Genomic DNA, 15,267 nt, shown 5'->3' with positions numbered 1-15,267 from the left:
TTACGGCTCCTCGGTGACGTCGGCGGGGTGAATCAGTGGTGCTGCTGCGCAGTCTGGTGCCTGCGTCGGGCGTACGGGCCCGAATGCCTCGGTCTCCGTCCGACGGAGGACCAGTTGACGCTCCGGGGTGAGCCGGACGACGAGGTGGCGGCGCCAGTTCTCGTCGTCGCGCTCGGGCCGGTCCTCGCGCCAGTGGCAGCCGCGGGTCTCCTCGCGTCGGCGGGCGGCGGCGACCAGGACGCGCGAGACGAGGAGCAGGTTGGTGGCCTCCCACGCCTCGACACCGGGCACCGCGACCTTGGGCTCGGCAGCCCCGGCGGCCTCGGCAGCGCTGTTGTGCAGGGCCTCCAGCTCCTCGGCGGCTGCGGCCAGGCTCTCGGCGGAGCGTAGGACTCCGGCGCCCCGGGTCATGATCCGCTGGATCGTGGCGCGTGCCTCGGGGGCGAGCAGCGGCGAGGGGGCGGGGAGGGTGCCGGCTGTCGCGGCGCCCGCGCTGGGCCGGTCCTCGACGATGTCCGCCGCGATGCGCTCGGCGAAGACGAGGCCCTCCAGGAGGGAGTTGGACGCCAGCCGGTTCGCGCCGTGCACGCCGGTACAGGCGACCTCGCCGCAGGCGTACAGGCCGGGCACGGTCGTACGTCCCCGCAGGTCGGTGCGGATGCCGCCGGAGGCGTAGTGCGCGGCGGGGGCGACCGGGATGGGTTCGGTGATCGGGTCGATGCCGTGGGCGCGGCAGGCCGCCAGGATGGTGGGGAAGCGCTGTTCCCACATCCGGGCGCCGAAGTGGCGGGCGTCGAGATACATGTGCTCGGTGCCCTGCAGCTCCATCTGGCGCGTGATGGCCTTGGCGACGATGTCGCGCGGGGCCAGTTCCGCCAGTTCGTGCTGCCCGGTCATGAAGCGCGTACCGGACGCGTCGACGAGATGGGCGCCCTCGCCCCGTACCGCCTCCGACACCAGGGGCTGCTGGCCCTCGGAGCCGGCGCCGAGGAAGAGGACCGTCGGGTGGAACTGGACGAATTCGAGGTCGGAGACCTCCGCACCGGCCCGCAGTGCCAGGGCCACGCCGTCGCCCGTGGAGACCGCCGGGTTGGTGGTGGCGGAGAAGACCTGGCCCATGCCGCCGGTGGCGAGGACCACCGCGGGGGCGCGGACCGCGCCGACACCGTCGTGCTGCCCCTCGCCCATGACGTGCAGGGTGACGCCCGCGGTACGGCCTTCGGCATCCGTGAGAAGGTCCAGGACGAGGGCGTTCTCGACGGTGTGCAGGGCGGCTTCGCGGACCGCTTCGACCAGGGCGCGGGAAATCTCGGCACCCGTCGCGTCACCGCCCGCGTGGGCGATACGGCGGCGGTGGTGGCCGCCCTCGCGGGTCAGCGCGATGTCGCCGCTGTCCGTGGTGTCGAAGTGGGCGCCGGTCTCGATCAGCCGGCGTACGGCGTCGGGGCCCTCGGTGACCAGGGCCCGTACCGCGGCCTCGTCGCACAGGCCCGCGCCCGCGACCAGGGTGTCGTCCAGATGCTGCTCGGGGGTGTCGCCGTCGCCGAGGGCAGCCGCGATGCCGCCCTGCGCCCAGCGGGTGGAGCCGTCGTCGAGGCGGGCCTTGGTGACCACGACGGTGGCGAGTCCCGCGGCTGCGCAGCGCAGCGCGGTGGTGAGACCGGCCACGCCGGAGCCGACCACCACGACGTCGGCGTCGATGGACCAGCCGGGGGCGGGGGCGGTCAGCCGTATTCCGGTCACGTGGTGGCTCCGAAGGTCAGCGGGATGTTGTCGATCAGGCGGGTCTTGCCGACCTTCGCGGCGATGGCGAGGATCGCGTCACCGGTGGTGCGGTCGTCCGGGATCTCGGTGAAGTCGGCCGGGTCCACGAGCGCGAGGTAGTCCAGGGCGAGCGGCGGCTGTTCGGCGGCCGCATCGTCGAGGATCAACTGCGCGGCGGCGCGTACCGCCGCGGGTCCGTCCACGGGGCGGGCCAGCGCCACCGCCTGGGTGTCGGCGGCCGCGCGGGTCTCACCGAGCGCGGTGAGCGCGGCGGCCCTGCCGGTGGTCGCCGCGGTGGTCTGCGCGCGGGCGTGCAGCGCCTGCTGGGCGGCGAGCCTGTCCCGCGCGGCGAACAGGGCCCGGGACAGGGCGAGGGCGGTGTGCCGTTCCTCGACGTCCAGGAAGCGGTTGCGGCTGGAGAGCGCGAGGCCGTCCGGTTCGCGGACCGTCTCCACGCCGACGATCTGCACGGGGAAGTTCAGATCGCGCACCATGCGGCGGATCAGCGCCAGCTGCTGGGCGTCCTTCTGCCCGTAGAACGCGATGTCGGGGCGGGTGAGGTGCAGGAGCTTGGCGACGACGGTGAGCATCCCGTCGAAGTGCCCGGGGCGGGAGGCTCCTTCGAGCCGCTCGCCCATGGGGCCCGCCGAGATCCGGACCTGCGGTTCGCCGCCGGGGTAGACCTCGTCGACGGACGGCGCGAAGACCGCGTCCGCCCCGGCGGCGCCGGCCGCGGCGAGGTCGGCGTCGAGGGTACGGGGGTAGCGCTCCAGGTCGGCGGCCTCGCCGAACTGGAGCGGGTTGACGAAGACGGTGACGACGACCTGGCCGTCCGTGCCCGCGGCCGCACGCGCGGTACGGATCAGGGTGGCGTGACCCTCGTGCAGGGCGCCCATGGTCATGACGACGGCCCGCTGCCCCTTGAGGGGGGCGAACGCGGCGAGTTCGGCGGCCGTACGGAGAAGGGTGGCCGCGGGGGCGGTGCCGGGCGTGCGGGGCGGGGCGGCGGTGTGGGACGTACCGGACGTGCCGGGCCTGCCGGTCCTGTTTGTCATCGGGACTCCTGTGATCCGGTGCCGCCCGTGGTGCCGGCGCCGTCGGCCAGGACTCCGAGCAGGTCCTCGGCCAGCTCCGGCTTGAGCATGCCGTGGGCGAGTGCGCGGTCGGCGGTGGCGCGGGCCATCGCGACATAGCCGGCCACGGCCTGCGGAGCGTGCCTGCGCAGCTCGCCGATGTGCGCGGCGACCGTGCCGGCGTCGCCGCGGGCCACGGGGCCGGTCAGCGCGGCATCGCCGGAGCGCAGGGCATTGTCGAGCGCGGCGCCCAGGAGCGGGCCGAGCATCCGGTCGGGGGCGGCGACCCCGGCCGTACGCAACAGCTCCATCGACTGGGCGACCAGGGTGACCAGGTGGTTCGCGCCGAGGGCGAGCGCCGCATGGTAGAGCGGGCGGGACTCCTCCGCGATCCATTCGGGCTCGCCGCCCATCTCGATGACCAGCGCCTCGGCCGCGAGCCGCAGCTCCTCGGGGGCGGTCACGCCGAAGGAGCAGCCGGCCAGCCGCTGGACGTCGACCGAGGTGCCGGTGAACGTCATTGCCGGGTGCAGGGCGAGCGGCAGGGCGCCGGCCCGCAGAGCCGGGTCCAGCACCTTCGTCCCGTAACGCCCCGACGTGTGGACGATCAGCTGTCCCGGCCGCACGGCGCCGGTCTCGGCGAGGCCCTCGACCAGGCCGGGCAGGGCGTCGTCGGGAACGGTCAGCAGCACCAGCTCGGCGCGCGCGAGGACTTCGGCGGGTGGCACCAGCGGTACGTCGGGGAGCAGGGCCGCAGCCCTGCGCACGGACGCGTCGGAGACGCCCGACACGGCTACCGGTCGGTGCCCGGCGAGCTGCAGGGACGCGGCGAGAGCGGGGCCGACGCGGCCCGCGCCCACGACGCCGACCGTGAGGCGGGCGGGGCGGTCCCTCGCGTCGAGGGGCTCCTTGGGGGTTGTTGCATTCACGCGGCGGTGGCCTTCCGTTCCAGTCCGCGGGGGGTACCGGACGATTTCTCTGCATGCTACGCCAGCGTTTCGCCCTGACTCCTGGCTGTCCACAGCCTGTGGGAAAAGTCCGGGCGGGGCGCGGCCCGAAGCCCGGGTGAACCCGGAAATCGTTCGGGCCCGAGCTGCGCTCTGCATGATGATCGTCCCATGACAGACATGGCAGACACGGACGAACAGGCACGACAGCGGCAGGCGCAGGACGGGGCGCGCAGCGAGGCTCAGGAGCCGGAGCGGTCGAAGAGGGACGCGCAGCGGCTGCGCAGGATAAATGCCTGGCGCGCGGCCGAGCGGGTCCTGATCAGGCCGCCCGTGAACCTCTCGCTCGGTGAACGGCTGGCCGCGCTGGCGGCGGGGGCCGGGTCGGTCACCGACCTGGAGCGCCCTGCGGACATCTACGGCGATGGCGTCGTCGCCGAGCTGGAGGGGCGGATCGCGGGGCTGCTGGGCATGGAGGCCGCCGCGTTCTTCCCGACGGGGACGATGGCCCAGCAGGTCGCGCTGCGGTGCTGGGCCGGGCGGACCGGCGATTCCACAGTGGCGCTGCATCCCCTGGCGCACCCCGAGGTGCACGAGCGCGGCGCGCTCGGGGCGGTGAGCGGGCTGCGTACCGTCCATCCGACGTCCGAGCCCCGGCTGCCCACGGCGCAGGAGATCCGTGACTTCGCCGAGCCGTTCGGCACGATGATGCTGGAGCTGCCGTTGCGCGATGCCGGTTTCGTCCTACCGACGTGGGAGGAGCTGGAGGCCGTGGTGGCGGCCGCGCGGGAACGCGATGCAGTGGTGCACGTCGACGGCGCGCGGCTGTGGGAGTGCGCCCCCCATTTCGGGCGGGAGCTGCCGGAGATCGCGGCGCTCGCGGACAGTGTGTACGTGTCGTTCTACAAGACGCTCGGCGGAATCTCCGGGGCCGCGCTGGCCGGTCCCGAGTCGCTGATCGAGGAGGCCCGCACCTGGCGCCACCGGTACGGCGGGCAGCTCTTCCAGCAGTTCCCTGCGGCGCTCGCCGCCCTGATCGGCCTGGAGCAGGAGCTGCCGCAACTGCCGTCGTACGTGGCACAGGCGAAGGTGGTGGCCGGGGCGCTGGCCGAGGGCTTCTCGGCGGCCGGCGTCGGGTGGTTCCGGGTGCATCCGGAGCCGCCGCACACACACCAGTTCCAGGTGTGGCTGCCCTACGAGGCGGATGTCCTGACGGAGGCGTCGGTACGGCAGGCGGAGGAGACGGGCGTGGCGCTCTTCCGTGTCTGGCACCCTGCGGCTTCCGGGCCGCCCGGGGTGTCGTTCACCGAGGTCACGGTGGGGCGGGAAGGGCTGGAGTGGACGGCGGGGGATGTACGGGCGGCAGTGGGGGAGTTCGTGAAGCGGCTGGCTTAGACCGACCGGCAAATGGGGGGGGGGCGGCGTCGCGGGGCTGGGCGGACCGCGACGGGGTGCCGGACACGTTTGCCCCCCCGGGGCCCCACCCGGACGGTTCCGTCCTCAGACGCCGGACGGGCTGGAGTTGCCGCACCGGCTGGGGACGCCGGGCCGGGCGGTGCGCCGGCGTCGGCTGAACAGGGCCCGTAGCGCCGTCCGCCGACGGCGGCGCGCCGGGCGGCCCGCGATCACCGCGTCGAAGCGGCGCCGGTCGCGTGCCTCGCGCACCACTCCCCAGTCGTACCGGCCCGGCGGTGGCGGCGGCAGTTCCCCGTGCTGAGCTGCGCGGTAGCTGTCGATCATGTGCTGCTGAATGGCGTCCATGGCCTCAGCGTGGGACGGTCCCGGCGCTCCCCGCCCGTCGATTGACGACCACCGTCAAACGGCGCGTGGCCTGCTGCGCACACCCCGCACTATGGAGAGGTGAGCGTGCACATCGACATCGCGGGGCTGGCGCCCGAGCGCATCGTTTTCGAGACCTCCCCCCTCGCCGAGCTGGGGCTGGCCCTGCACGCCCTCTCCGAGCCGGGACACCACCCTGGCCTGCACGGCTGGGCGACGGCGACCGCCAGCGCGCTGGAGCCCGATCTCGCCGACCGGCTGCACGAGGCCGACTTCCTGTGGCGCCACACGTTCTCGGACGTCTTCATGCCGTTCGCCGGGGTCCGTGGCGGCAACGGCAGGGCGGGAGCGAACCTCGCCGAGGACCTGGACATCCTCGACCGGCTCGACGACGAGCGGTTCGTCTCCGCCGCCCTGGAATTCACCTGCCACAGCCTGTACGGGACGGGCGCGCCCTCGCCGCTCAGCGACGCCACGATGCGCGCCCGCGCCCTGGACATGGCGGCGACGCGCGGCCCCCACCAGGTGGAGTTCACCAAGCAGCTGCTGGCCGACCCCATCTCCGTACGTCGCTGGATCCGGCGCCTGTTCGAGGACTGCGACCAGGCGTTCTTCGCCGACACCTGGCGGCGGGTGCAGGTCCAGCTGGTCGCCGACGCCCGGCACAAGACGGATCTGCTGCGGCGCAAGGGGCTCGGCGAGGCGGTGGGCGCGGTGTCCCCGGCCCTGTCGCTCGACGAGGCCGGGACCCGGATCAGCGCCGACAAGCTGACCGAGGGCCGGACCGATGCGGCCGACTGCGCCGTCGGCCCCGGGCTCACCCTCATCCCGTCCACCTTCGGCTGGCCGCACCTGAATCTGCTGCACGCGCCGGGCTGGCGTCCGGTGATCCACTACCCGGTGCACCACCCCGAGCTGCCCTCCCCCGCCTCCGTGGAGCTGCTCCAACTGCGCATGGAGGCGCTGGCCCACCCGATGCGGATGCGCCTGTGCCGCCACCTCGCCCGATCCGCGCACACGACCGGTGAACTCGCCGACACGCACGGCATCACGGCGCCCGAGGTCTCCCGGCATCTCGCGGTACTGAAGAAGGCCGGCCTGGTCACCACGCGGCGGCGCGGCCGGTACGTACTGCACCAGCTGGACCTGACCTTGGTGGCACGGCTCGGCAGCGACTTCCTGGAGGGCATCCTGCGCTGAGCCGTGGCCGGTTCAGTCGAAGCGGATGTGCTTGATCCCCGTCCAGATACGCCGCACCCGGTGCCGCAGCGCGCTGTCTCTGTCCGGCAGCACGGTCAGCCCCGCCGATCCGGCGATCCGGTCGGCGACCTGCGGGATTGTCAGCCGGTCGGTACGGAGGTGCTCGGCGAACTCCGGCTCCGCGAGCGGCTCCAGGCAGTGATCCAGCTTCCGTACGGCGAAACTCTCCCGCTTGAGCCCTCGCCCGAGCCCTCGTTCGCTCAGCCGGCGCAGCACCGTGGCCCGCTCGGCGAGCAGTGCGAAGTGGTGCACCGTGTGCCCGTCGTCGCGCAGTCGCCCGATGATCTCGGCGAAGTAGCCGGGGTCGACGAGCGTCATCGGGACGATCACCGGCCCCGGATGACCCCGCAACGCCAGTTCCAGCACCTCGCGAACGCCATCGCGCCAGGCCGTCAGTTCCTGGAAGTCACCGCGCAGTCCGGGCGGCAGCATCCGGTGCAGCCCAAACCCGACGCGCTCGGGGTCGCAGACCACGCTGCCGGGCAGCCGCCGATTCAGCTCATACGCCGTTTGCGTCTTGCCGCCGCCGAACGGTCCGTTGATCCAGAGCAGCGCGCCCACGGGTCAGCCCACCCCGCCGCCACCGGCCCGGACCAGCCCCGTCTCGTACGCGAGGACGACGACCTGCACCCGGTCGCGCAGGCTCAGCTTGGTGAGGATGCGGCCCACGTGCGTCTTCACGGTCGCCTCGGAAAGCACCAGGCGGGCCGCGATCTCGCCGTTCGACAGGCCCTGCGCGACCAGCAGCATCACTTCGCGTTCGCGTTCGGTGAGCTTGCCGATGCCCCTGTGCTGCGGTTCGCTGTTGCCGCTCGGCAGCATCGATGAGAAGCGGTCGAGCAGCCGGCGGGTGGTGGACGGGGCGACGACGGCGTCGCCGCTGTGCACGGAGCGGATGGCGGCCAGCAGTTCGGCGGGCGGCACATCCTTGAGCATGAAGCCGCTGGCCCCGGCCTTCAGCCCGGAGAAGGCGTACTCGTCGAGGTCGAACGTGGTCAGGATGAGCACCTTGGGCGCATCCGGCTGCGCACAGATGCGACGGGTGGCCTCGACGCCGTCCAGCCTCGGCATCCGGACATCCATCAGCACCACATCGACGGCGGTGGAGCGCAGGATCTCGATCGCCTCCGCGCCGTCGCCGGCCTCGGCCACGACCTCCATGTCCGGCTGGGCGGCAAGCACCATCCGGAAGCCGGTGCGCAGCAGCACCTGGTCGTCGACGAGCATCACGCGGATGGCCATGAGGTGTCCTGTCTCCTGTCTGTCCTGCAAAAAAATCCGAAGACCTAGTGGGCCGGCTTGAGCGGCAGCAGTGCGCTGATCCGGAACCCGCCGCCGGGCCGCGGCCCGGCGTCCAGCGTGCCGCCGACCATGCCGACCCGCTCGCGCATACCGATCATTCCGTGACCCGCGCCGTCGGCGCCACCGTCCTCGTACAGCTCGTGCGCCGCGCCCCGCCCGTCGTCCTCGACCAGCAGCCCGAGCCCGTCGTCGAAGTAGACCAGCCGGACACTGGCCCCGGCGTCAGGGCCGCCGTGCTTGCGGGTGTTGGTCAGGGCCTCCTGCACGATGCGGTACGCAGTCAGCTCGACCCCACTGGGCAGCGGGCGCGGCGTGCCCTCGATCTTGAAGTCGATGGTCAGTCCGGTCTGTCTGACCTGCTCGATCAGGACCTCGATCTGGTCCACATCGGGCTGCGGGACGTACTCCCCGCTCTCCTGGCTGTCGCCGGTCCGCAGCACCCCGAGCAGCCGCCGCATCTCGGCGAGGGCCTGCCTGCCGGTGCTGGAGATGGTCTCCAGTGCCTGCCGTGCCTGGTCCGGGGCCGCGTCCATGACGTACGCGGCACCGTCGGCCTGCACCACCATCACCGAGACGTTGTGCGCGACGACATCGTGGAGTTCGCGGGCGATACGGGCCCGCTCGGCGGCCACCGCGACCTTCGACTGCGCCTCGCGCTCCCGCTCCAGCCGGGCTGCGCGCTCCTCCAGCTGGCTGAAGTAGGCGCGCCGGGTCCGCATCGAGTCGCCGAGCACCCAGGCGAGCACGAACGGCACGGTCATCACGACGACGACGAAGACCTGCTGGGGCCAGCTGGTCTGCGGGACGTCCTGCGGCCAGCGCAGCTGGGAGACACCGGCCGCGCTCAGGCTGCAGACCAGCGCGAGCCGGGACGCCCAGCGCTCCCCCAGGGTGGCCACGGTGAAGACGATCACCATCATCGCGAAGTTCGCGACGCCCGGCTTGACTCCGAACACCAACTGCGCGAAGCCCATCGCGACGGCGAGCAGCAGCATCTTCTCCGGCGCGCGCCGGCGCAACGCGACGACGGTGCAGAGGCCGACGATGATCAGCAGGGCGGCGAGCCGCTCACCGGTGCTGCCCGCATGCACCACCATGGACAGGCCGGAGAGCCCGAGGAGGAAGACAGCCCAGAAGCTGTCGACGCCCGTCGGGTGTCTGCGGATGAAGTCGTAGAGGCGCTGCACGTAACCCAGCGTAGGGACAGGCGGGAGGTGCATGGGTCAGCCGAAGGGCCGATCCAGCTGCTGGGACCGTACTCCCCAGGGTGGAGACTTGGAAACGTGACGGATGAGTGGCGTGGGTGGCAGGAGGCGGCAGAGACCGCTTTGTACGGAGACGGGGGGTTCTACCGGAGCCCCGAAGGACCGGCGGGCCACTTCCGTACCTCCGTCCACGCTTCCCCGCTGTTCGCCTCCGCCGTCGCCCGGCTGCTGGTCAGGACGGCGCGGGAGCTGGGCACGGACTCGGTCGACCTGGTGGACCTGGGGGCGGGGCGGGGCGAACTGCTGACGGGGGTGCTGGCGGCGCTGCCGGCCGCGGGCGCCGACGGGCTCGCCGTACGGGCGTACGCCGTGGAGGTCGCCGCCCGCCCGGCCGGTCTGGACCCCAGGATCGAGTGGTGCGCCGAACCGCCGCCGGGGGCGCACGGTCTGCTGTTCGCCAACGAGTGGCTGGACAACGTCCCGACCGACGTCGCCGAGACCGACGCGGACGGTGTCGACCGGTATGTCCTCGTCCGGACGGTGGACGGTACGGAACGGCTGGGCGAGCCGGTGACCGGAGCGGACGCCGAGTGGCTGCGCCGCTGGTGGCCGTCGGCCGGACCGGGCAGCCGCGCGGAGATCGGCAGGCCGCGCGACGAGGCCTGGGCGCGGACGGTGTCCACGCTGTCCGGGGGGCTCGCGGTGGCAGCGGACTACGCCCACGTAAGGGAGGCACGGCCTCCCTTCGGCACGCTGACCGGCTTCAGGTCCGGCCGCGAGGTGCGGCCGGTGCCGGACGGCAGCTGCGACCTCACCTCGCACGTGGCGCTGGACGCGTGCGCGGCGGCGGTGGACGCCGGGGCCGGCGCACCGCCCGAAGTGCTGACGCAACGGGAGGCGCTGCACCAGCTCGGCATCAACGGCGAGCGCCCACCACTGACCCTGGCATCGACCGACCCGGCCGGATACGTACGGGCCCTCGCCTCGGCGGGCGAGGCAGCGGAACTGACGGCCCGGGGCGGCCTGGGCGACTTCGGCTGGCTGATGCACCGAAAAATCGGCCCCGCCGGCGATTGAGGCGCGGAGCGAAATCCAGCCTCTCCGGCGTTTGAGGAGCGAGGTCCGGGGCGGAGCCTCGGACACTCAGGGAATACTGGCCGTATGACGGAGACGACAGTCGGCATCGGCGGCGCAGCGGAGAGCACCGACATGGTGCTCAACATCGGCCCCCAGCACCCCTCCACCCACGGCGTGCTCCGTCTGCGCATCGTCCTCGACGGCGAACGCATCCAGCACGCCGAACCGGTCATCGGTTACATGCACCGCGGCGCGGAGAAGCTGTTCGAGGCCCGCGACTACCGGCAGATCGTGATGCTCGCCAACCGCCACGACTGGCTGTCGGCGTTCTCCAACGAGCTGGGCGTCGTGATGGCCGTCGAGCGCATGCTCGGCATGGAGGTCCCGGAGCGCGCAGTCTGGACGCGCACCCTGCTCGCCGAGCTGAACCGGGTCCTGAACCATCTGATGTTCCTCGGTTCGTACCCGCTCGAACTCGGTGGGATCACCCCGGTGTTCTACGCCTTCCGCGAGCGCGAGGAACTCCAGGCCGTGATGGAAGAGGTCTCCGGCGGCCGGATGCACTACATGTTCAACCGGGTCGGCGGCCTCAAGGAGGACCTCCCGGCGGGCTGGCTCGGCCGTGCCCGGGACGCCGTCGCCTCGGTCCGGTCCCGGATGGACGTGTACGACGACCTGGTGCTCGGCAACGAGATCTTCCGGGGCCGTACCCGCGGTGTCGGCGTGCTGTCCGCCGAGACCGTGCACGCGTACGGGGTGTCCGGTCCGATCGCCCGCGCCTCCGGGGTGGACTTCGACCTGCGCCGCGACGAGCCGTACCTCGCGTACGGGGAGCTCCAGGACACCCTCGAGGTCGTCACCCGCACCGAGGGCGACTGCCTGGCCCGCTTCGAGTGCCTGCTCGAACAGACGCACAACGCCCTGGATCTGGCGGACGCCTGCCTGGACCGGATGGCCGGCCTCGCGCCCGGCCCGATCAACCAGCGTCTGCCAAAGGTACTGAAGGCCCCCGAGGGCCACACCTACGCCTGGACCGAGAACCCGCTCGGCATCAACGGCTACTACCTGGTGTCCAAGGGCGAGAAGACCCCGTACCGGCTGAAGCTCCGATCCGCCTCGTACAACAACATCCAGGCGCTCACCGAGCTCCTGCCGGGCACGCTGGTCGCCGACATGGTGGCGATCCTGGGCTCGCTCTTCTTCGTCGTCGGCGACATCGACAAGTAGACCGACACCCAGGCCGACCGACCCGCGCAGCGCCTGCGCGCCTACGAGATCGCGCTGCGCAGCTCCACCACGTCCAGCTGCTCGGTCTCGTCGTGCGCGGTCAGGTCGATGACCTTGCCGACGGCCCGGTTCTCGGCAGCGCCCGTGCGGTGCGCGGCCAGTGCCTCCTCGCCCACCACGTCCGCGAGGTCCTCGTTCTGCACCGACTCGATCGCGGCGCGCGCCTTCTGCGTACCGAAGAAGTCGAAGCTGCCCTGCGGCACCGGATGACGGCGGGACGCCGCGTACGGAGCGACGGCGCTGGCGGCCGGCACGGTGCGCGCCGCGGGCAGCGCGGCGGACGGCCGGGTCGCCGGAAGGGCGGTCGGCGGGCGGAGGTGCTGCGCCCCGGACACGTCCGCGGCCGCCGCGTGCTTCCCCTGCCGCTCCTCCGCCTCCCGGGCCCGCTCCGCGAGATCCCGCTTCCTGGCCTGCTCGGCGGTACGGCGCGCCTCCTGAAGTGCCCCGTTGCGCGAGAGGTCCTCCAGCGCCTGGGCGGCACGCAGATAGGCGGCCGGGGTCGGTGTGCTGCGTGCGGCGGGCAGCTCCCGGGGCGCGGCGGCTTCGAGCGCGAGTTGTCTGCGGCCCTCCAGCGCGCTGGCCCGCTCGGTCTCGGCGTTGGCGTACCGCCGCAGCAGCGCGGCGTGCTCCCCGCGCAGACCGGCGAGCTCCGCCCGCTTGCGGCGCAGTTTCGTCTCCAGCCGCACGCGCAGCTCCCGCGACTCCTCCAGGTCGGCCTCGAGCTCGGCCATGCGCTCCTCGGCCCGCCATTCGTCGCCGGCGCGGGCACTCGTCAACTGCGCGACACGACGGCCCGCTTCCCGGTCCCAGCTGCACATCAGATACGCGCCGGTCACGGCGGCGGCCGCCGCAGCGGCCACCAGACCGCGCAGGACCAGGGGCTCGGCGAGCAGCCAGGCGCCAGCGGCACAGAGGATCGAGACTCCGACGACGGCCGAAGGCGGAAGGATTCTGTGCAGAGGTGGCGAATAGCGATGACGTCCACGTGGCATGGCCTGAAATTTACAGTGCGTACGGGGCGCTTGGGGGGCCGCCCGCCAATCTGTTCCCGGCCGGTTACCTGACGGCCCCCGATCCCCCCAATCCCTACTTCTTGATGAGGCCCTTCGACTGCAGATAGTCCTTGGCCGCATCGGCGGGCTTTGCGCGCTCGGCGTCGACCTTGCGGTTCAGTTCCGCCAGGTCCTCGGTCGTGAGGGCCTTGGTGAGCTTGCCGAGTGCGTCGGCAATGTCCTGGGAACCCGCGTCCTTGGCATTGACGACCGGCAGAACGTTGTCCGCGTTCTGGAGCTTCTTGTCGTCCTCCAGGAACACCAGGCCGTAGCTGTCCAGCACCGCGTCCGTGGTGGTGGTGAGGACCAGCTGGTCCTTGCCGTCCTTCACGGCCTGCTTGGACTGCGGCGTACCGACTCCCTTGGGGTCGATACCGGTGACATCAATGCCGTACGTCTGTTTCAGACCCGGTGCGCAGAACGGCCGCACCTCGCACTCGTCGCCCGCCGCGATCTTCACTTCGGCCTTCGACCTGCCGAGATCCGAAAGGGTCTTGAGCTTGTTCTCGGCGGCGAATTCCTTGGTCACCGCGAAGGCGTTCTGGTCGACGGCCTCGCCGGCCGGGAGCACCTTCAGCCCGCGCGGGGTGGCGAGCTTCTCCAGCGCCGCGACCGTGGCGGCCGCGTCACCGGAGGCGACCGGCTTCTTCTCAGCCTCCTTCGCCCCGTTCACCTTGGCATTGAGGAATTCGGCGATCGTCGCGGCATATTCGGGGACGACGTCGATCTCGCCCTTCTCCAGGGACGGTTCGTACAGTTCCCGGTTGGCCACCGTGGTGACCGAGGTGCTGTATCCGGCATCGCCCAGGATCTGTGCGTACAGCTCCGCCAGCACCTTGGACTCGGTGAAGGAGGCCGCGCCGACGACGAGCGAGCCCTTCTTGCCGGAGCCGCCGGAGGATGCCGAGCCCCCCTTGTCCTTCTCCAGGCTGTCGCCGCCGCAGGCGGCGAGTGAGCCGGCCAGCGCGGCCATGCCGATGACCGCGCCCGCTATTCGCGAGGTCTTGCTCATGAGTTGTTCTCCGTCCACAGCAACAGGGTCTGTTTGAGATGGGATCCGGGGATCGAGAGGGTGCGACGAAGTGGGCCCGACGGGCGGTCGTGCCGCGCCGTCACGCCGTCCTGCGGCGGCGCAGCGGTGACAGCATCCGGTCCAGGCCCACCAGCACCGCCTCCACCAGCAGGGCGAGCACGGCAACCAGCAGCGCCCCCGCGACCACCTGCGGCGTGTTGTACGTGTTGAACCCGGCGGTGATGATCCGGCCGAGTCCGCCCTGGCCGACCATCGCGGCGATCGTCGCCGTGGCGACCACCTGGACCGCGGCCGAGCGCAGCCCGGTCATGATCATCGGGTAGGCCAGCGGGAGTTCGACCCGCACGAAGAGCTGCCCCCCGGACATTCCCATGCCCCGCGCCGCCTCGGTCACCGACCGGTCGACCTCCGTCATTCCGACATAGGCGTTGGTGAGCAGCGGCGGCACGGCGAACAGCACCAGCGCGGTGATCGTCGGTACATATCCGGCGTTGCGCAGCGGCGAGACCATGAAGAGGGCCAGCACCGCGAAGACCGGGATCGCCCGCCCCACATTGGAGATGTTGACGGCCAGCGCGCCCCCCTTCCCGATGTGTCCGAGACAGAGCGCGATCGGCAGGGCTACGGCGCAGGCCAGGGCGAGCGCGACGCCGCTGACGTACAGATGCTCACCGAGCCGGTGGGCCGCCCCGTTCTCCCCCGACCAGTTGGCGCCGGTGGTGAGCCAGGTCCAGGCCTCGCCGAGAACTCCCATGGTCAGACCACCTCTGCCGCGACACCCGCGACCGCACCCGCGCCTGCGGTGCGTATTCGGGTCCAGGGGGTCAACAGCCGCTGAAGGCCGAGCAGCAGCAGATCGGCGACGACCGCGAGCAGTACGCACAGGACCGAGGCGGTGAGCACCTGAGCCTTGAAGAAGCTGGGCAGAGCGTCCCCTATGAGGTTGCCGAGGCCGCCTCTGCCGATGATCGATCCGACCGTCGTCAGTGCGATCGTCGAGACCGTCGCGATCCGCACCCCGGCCATCAACGCGGGCAGGGCAAGAGGGAGTTCGACCTCCCAAAGCAGCCGGACCGGCCCGTACCCCATTCCCTTGGCGGCTTCCTTCGCCTCCTGCGGGACCGCTTCGAGGCCCGCCAGGATGTTCCGTACGAGAATGGTCAGCGAATACAGCACCAGGCCGGTGACGACCAGCGCCGCGGAAAGCCCGAACAGCGGCAGCAGCAGCGAGAACATGGCGAGCGATGGCACGGTGTAGAGCACCGTCGTCAGCCCGAGAACCGGTCCGGCGAAGCGGCGGCTGCGGCGGGCGAGCAGCGCCAGTGGAAAGGCCACCAGGAGTCCGATCAGCACCGAGACCGCGGTGATCCAGACGTGCTGGACCGTCGCATCGGTCAACTCCTGGCTGCGGGAACGCAGATACTCCCCACAGATCCAGTCGTTCGTCACCATGCAGTTCTGTGCGGCAGCCATCCGCCCCCCTCCGAT

Annotated in this window: 15 protein-coding genes; 4 read left to right on the top strand and 11 right to left on the bottom strand. The window is 71.9% G+C overall.

The annotated features are described in order from the left end of the window. The 3 genes from ACZ7IB_RS21105 to ACZ7IB_RS21095 are packed head-to-tail and all read right to left on the bottom strand — an operon-like array spanning position 1 to position 3,766. Entirely contained in the window at positions 1–1,743 is a 1,743-nt protein-coding gene (locus ACZ7IB_RS21105) for an L-aspartate oxidase (protein WP_470914430.1), read from the bottom strand. Beyond that, entirely contained in the window at positions 1,740–2,819 is a 1,080-nt protein-coding gene (panC, locus tag ACZ7IB_RS21100; RefSeq protein WP_470914427.1) for a pantoate--beta-alanine ligase, read from the bottom strand. The genes ACZ7IB_RS21105 and panC overlap by 4 nt, the downstream gene beginning before the upstream one ends. Then, on the bottom strand, positions 2,816–3,766 hold the full coding sequence (locus ACZ7IB_RS21095) for a Rossmann-like and DUF2520 domain-containing protein (RefSeq protein WP_470914424.1): 951 nt from the start codon (positions 3,764–3,766) through the stop codon (positions 2,816–2,818). The genes panC and ACZ7IB_RS21095 overlap by 4 nt, the downstream gene beginning before the upstream one ends. A gap of 198 nt (positions 3,767–3,964) precedes the next feature. Between ACZ7IB_RS21095 and ACZ7IB_RS21090 the strand changes: the two genes are divergently transcribed. Beyond that, positions 3,965–5,179: a threonine aldolase family protein gene (locus ACZ7IB_RS21090; protein ID WP_470914514.1), complete on the top strand. Its 1,215-nt coding sequence runs from the start codon at positions 3,965–3,967 to the stop codon at positions 5,177–5,179. A 105-nt stretch (positions 5,180–5,284) separates the two neighbouring features. Here ACZ7IB_RS21090 and ACZ7IB_RS21085 read toward each other — a convergent pair whose 3' ends face one another. Next, a complete protein-coding gene (locus tag ACZ7IB_RS21085) occupies positions 5,285–5,545 on the bottom strand; it encodes a hypothetical protein (RefSeq protein WP_470914421.1) in 261 nt (86 codons plus the stop codon). Positions 5,546–5,650: 105 nt separating this feature from the next. Here ACZ7IB_RS21085 and ACZ7IB_RS21080 point away from each other — a divergent pair, with 105 nt between their 5' ends. Next, positions 5,651–6,763 (top strand): DUF5937 family protein, encoded by a 1,113-nt coding sequence (locus tag ACZ7IB_RS21080; RefSeq protein WP_470914511.1) that lies wholly within the window; start codon positions 5,651–5,653, stop codon positions 6,761–6,763. 12 nt (positions 6,764–6,775) lie between these two features. On the opposite strand, the gene ACZ7IB_RS21075 is transcribed toward ACZ7IB_RS21080, so the two are convergent. From ACZ7IB_RS21075 to ACZ7IB_RS21065, 3 genes are read right to left on the bottom strand one after another with little or no spacing between them, the layout of a single operon-like run. Then, positions 6,776–7,384, bottom strand: a complete 609-nt coding sequence (locus tag ACZ7IB_RS21075; protein WP_470914420.1) for an AAA family ATPase — start codon at positions 7,382–7,384, stop codon at positions 6,776–6,778. A gap of 3 nt (positions 7,385–7,387) precedes the next feature. After that, a complete protein-coding gene (locus tag ACZ7IB_RS21070) occupies positions 7,388–8,065 on the bottom strand; it encodes a response regulator (protein ID WP_470914418.1) in 678 nt (225 codons plus the stop codon). A 44-nt stretch (positions 8,066–8,109) separates the two neighbouring features. Further along, the gene (locus tag ACZ7IB_RS21065) at positions 8,110–9,312 is read right to left on the bottom strand and encodes a sensor histidine kinase (RefSeq protein WP_470914414.1); all 1,203 of its coding nucleotides are present in this window, start codon (positions 9,310–9,312) and stop codon (positions 8,110–8,112) included. A 96-nt stretch (positions 9,313–9,408) separates the two neighbouring features. On the opposite strand from ACZ7IB_RS21065, the gene ACZ7IB_RS21060 reads away from it, so the two are divergent. After that, a complete protein-coding gene (locus tag ACZ7IB_RS21060) occupies positions 9,409–10,407 on the top strand; it encodes an SAM-dependent methyltransferase (RefSeq protein ID WP_470914411.1) in 999 nt (332 codons plus the stop codon). Positions 10,408–10,491: 84 nt separating this feature from the next. After that, positions 10,492–11,634, top strand: coding sequence for an NADH-quinone oxidoreductase subunit D (locus ACZ7IB_RS21055; RefSeq protein ID WP_404114307.1), 1,143 nt, complete (start codon positions 10,492–10,494; stop codon positions 11,632–11,634). A gap of 41 nt (positions 11,635–11,675) precedes the next feature. Here the strand turns inward: ACZ7IB_RS21055 and ACZ7IB_RS21050 are convergent, their stop codons facing one another. From ACZ7IB_RS21050 to ACZ7IB_RS21035, 4 genes are all read right to left on the bottom strand, one after another. Continuing rightward, entirely contained in the window at positions 11,676–12,686 is a 1,011-nt protein-coding gene (locus ACZ7IB_RS21050) for a hypothetical protein (RefSeq protein ID WP_470914409.1), read from the bottom strand. A gap of 94 nt (positions 12,687–12,780) precedes the next feature. Beyond that, positions 12,781–13,758 (bottom strand): ABC transporter substrate-binding protein, encoded by a 978-nt coding sequence (locus ACZ7IB_RS21045; RefSeq protein ID WP_470914407.1) that lies wholly within the window; start codon positions 13,756–13,758, stop codon positions 12,781–12,783. Positions 13,759–13,858: 100 nt separating this feature from the next. Beyond that, positions 13,859–14,533, bottom strand: a complete 675-nt coding sequence (locus tag ACZ7IB_RS21040; protein ID WP_093893681.1) for an ABC transporter permease — start codon at positions 14,531–14,533, stop codon at positions 13,859–13,861. 2 nt (positions 14,534–14,535) lie between these two features. Beyond that, the gene (locus ACZ7IB_RS21035; protein WP_470914405.1) at positions 14,536–15,252 is read right to left on the bottom strand and encodes an ABC transporter permease; all 717 of its coding nucleotides are present in this window, start codon (positions 15,250–15,252) and stop codon (positions 14,536–14,538) included. Between the last annotated feature and the right edge of the window lie 15 nt (positions 15,253–15,267).

This window comes from Streptomyces sp. NPDC037301 (assembly GCF_055602785.1).
This window is presented reverse-complemented; position numbering and strand designations above follow the sequence as displayed.

What these genes read in the sequence shown, in the direction of transcription:
- ACZ7IB_RS21045 (WP_470914407.1), bottom strand. Translation starts at nt 13,758, where the DNA reads ATGAGCAAGACCTCGCGAATAGCGGGCGCGGTCATCGGCATGGCCGCG.
- ACZ7IB_RS21050 (WP_470914409.1), bottom strand. Translation starts at nt 12,686, where the DNA reads ATGCCACGTGGACGTCATCGCTATTCGCCACCTCTGCACAGAATCCTT.
- ACZ7IB_RS21070 (WP_470914418.1), bottom strand. Translation starts at nt 8,065, where the DNA reads ATGGCCATCCGCGTGATGCTCGTCGACGACCAGGTGCTGCTGCGCACC.
- panC (WP_470914427.1), bottom strand. Translation starts at nt 2,819, where the DNA reads ATGACAAACAGGACCGGCAGGCCCGGCACGTCCGGTACGTCCCACACC.
- ACZ7IB_RS21040 (WP_093893681.1), bottom strand. Translation starts at nt 14,533, where the DNA reads ATGGGAGTTCTCGGCGAGGCCTGGACCTGGCTCACCACCGGCGCCAAC.
- ACZ7IB_RS21035 (WP_470914405.1), bottom strand. Translation starts at nt 15,252, where the DNA reads ATGGCTGCCGCACAGAACTGCATGGTGACGAACGACTGGATCTGTGGG.
- ACZ7IB_RS21090 (WP_470914514.1), top strand. Translation starts at nt 3,965, where the DNA reads ATGGCAGACACGGACGAACAGGCACGACAGCGGCAGGCGCAGGACGGG.
- ACZ7IB_RS21085 (WP_470914421.1), bottom strand. Translation starts at nt 5,545, where the DNA reads ATGGACGCCATTCAGCAGCACATGATCGACAGCTACCGCGCAGCTCAG.
- ACZ7IB_RS21055 (WP_404114307.1), top strand. Translation starts at nt 10,492, where the DNA reads ATGACGGAGACGACAGTCGGCATCGGCGGCGCAGCGGAGAGCACCGAC.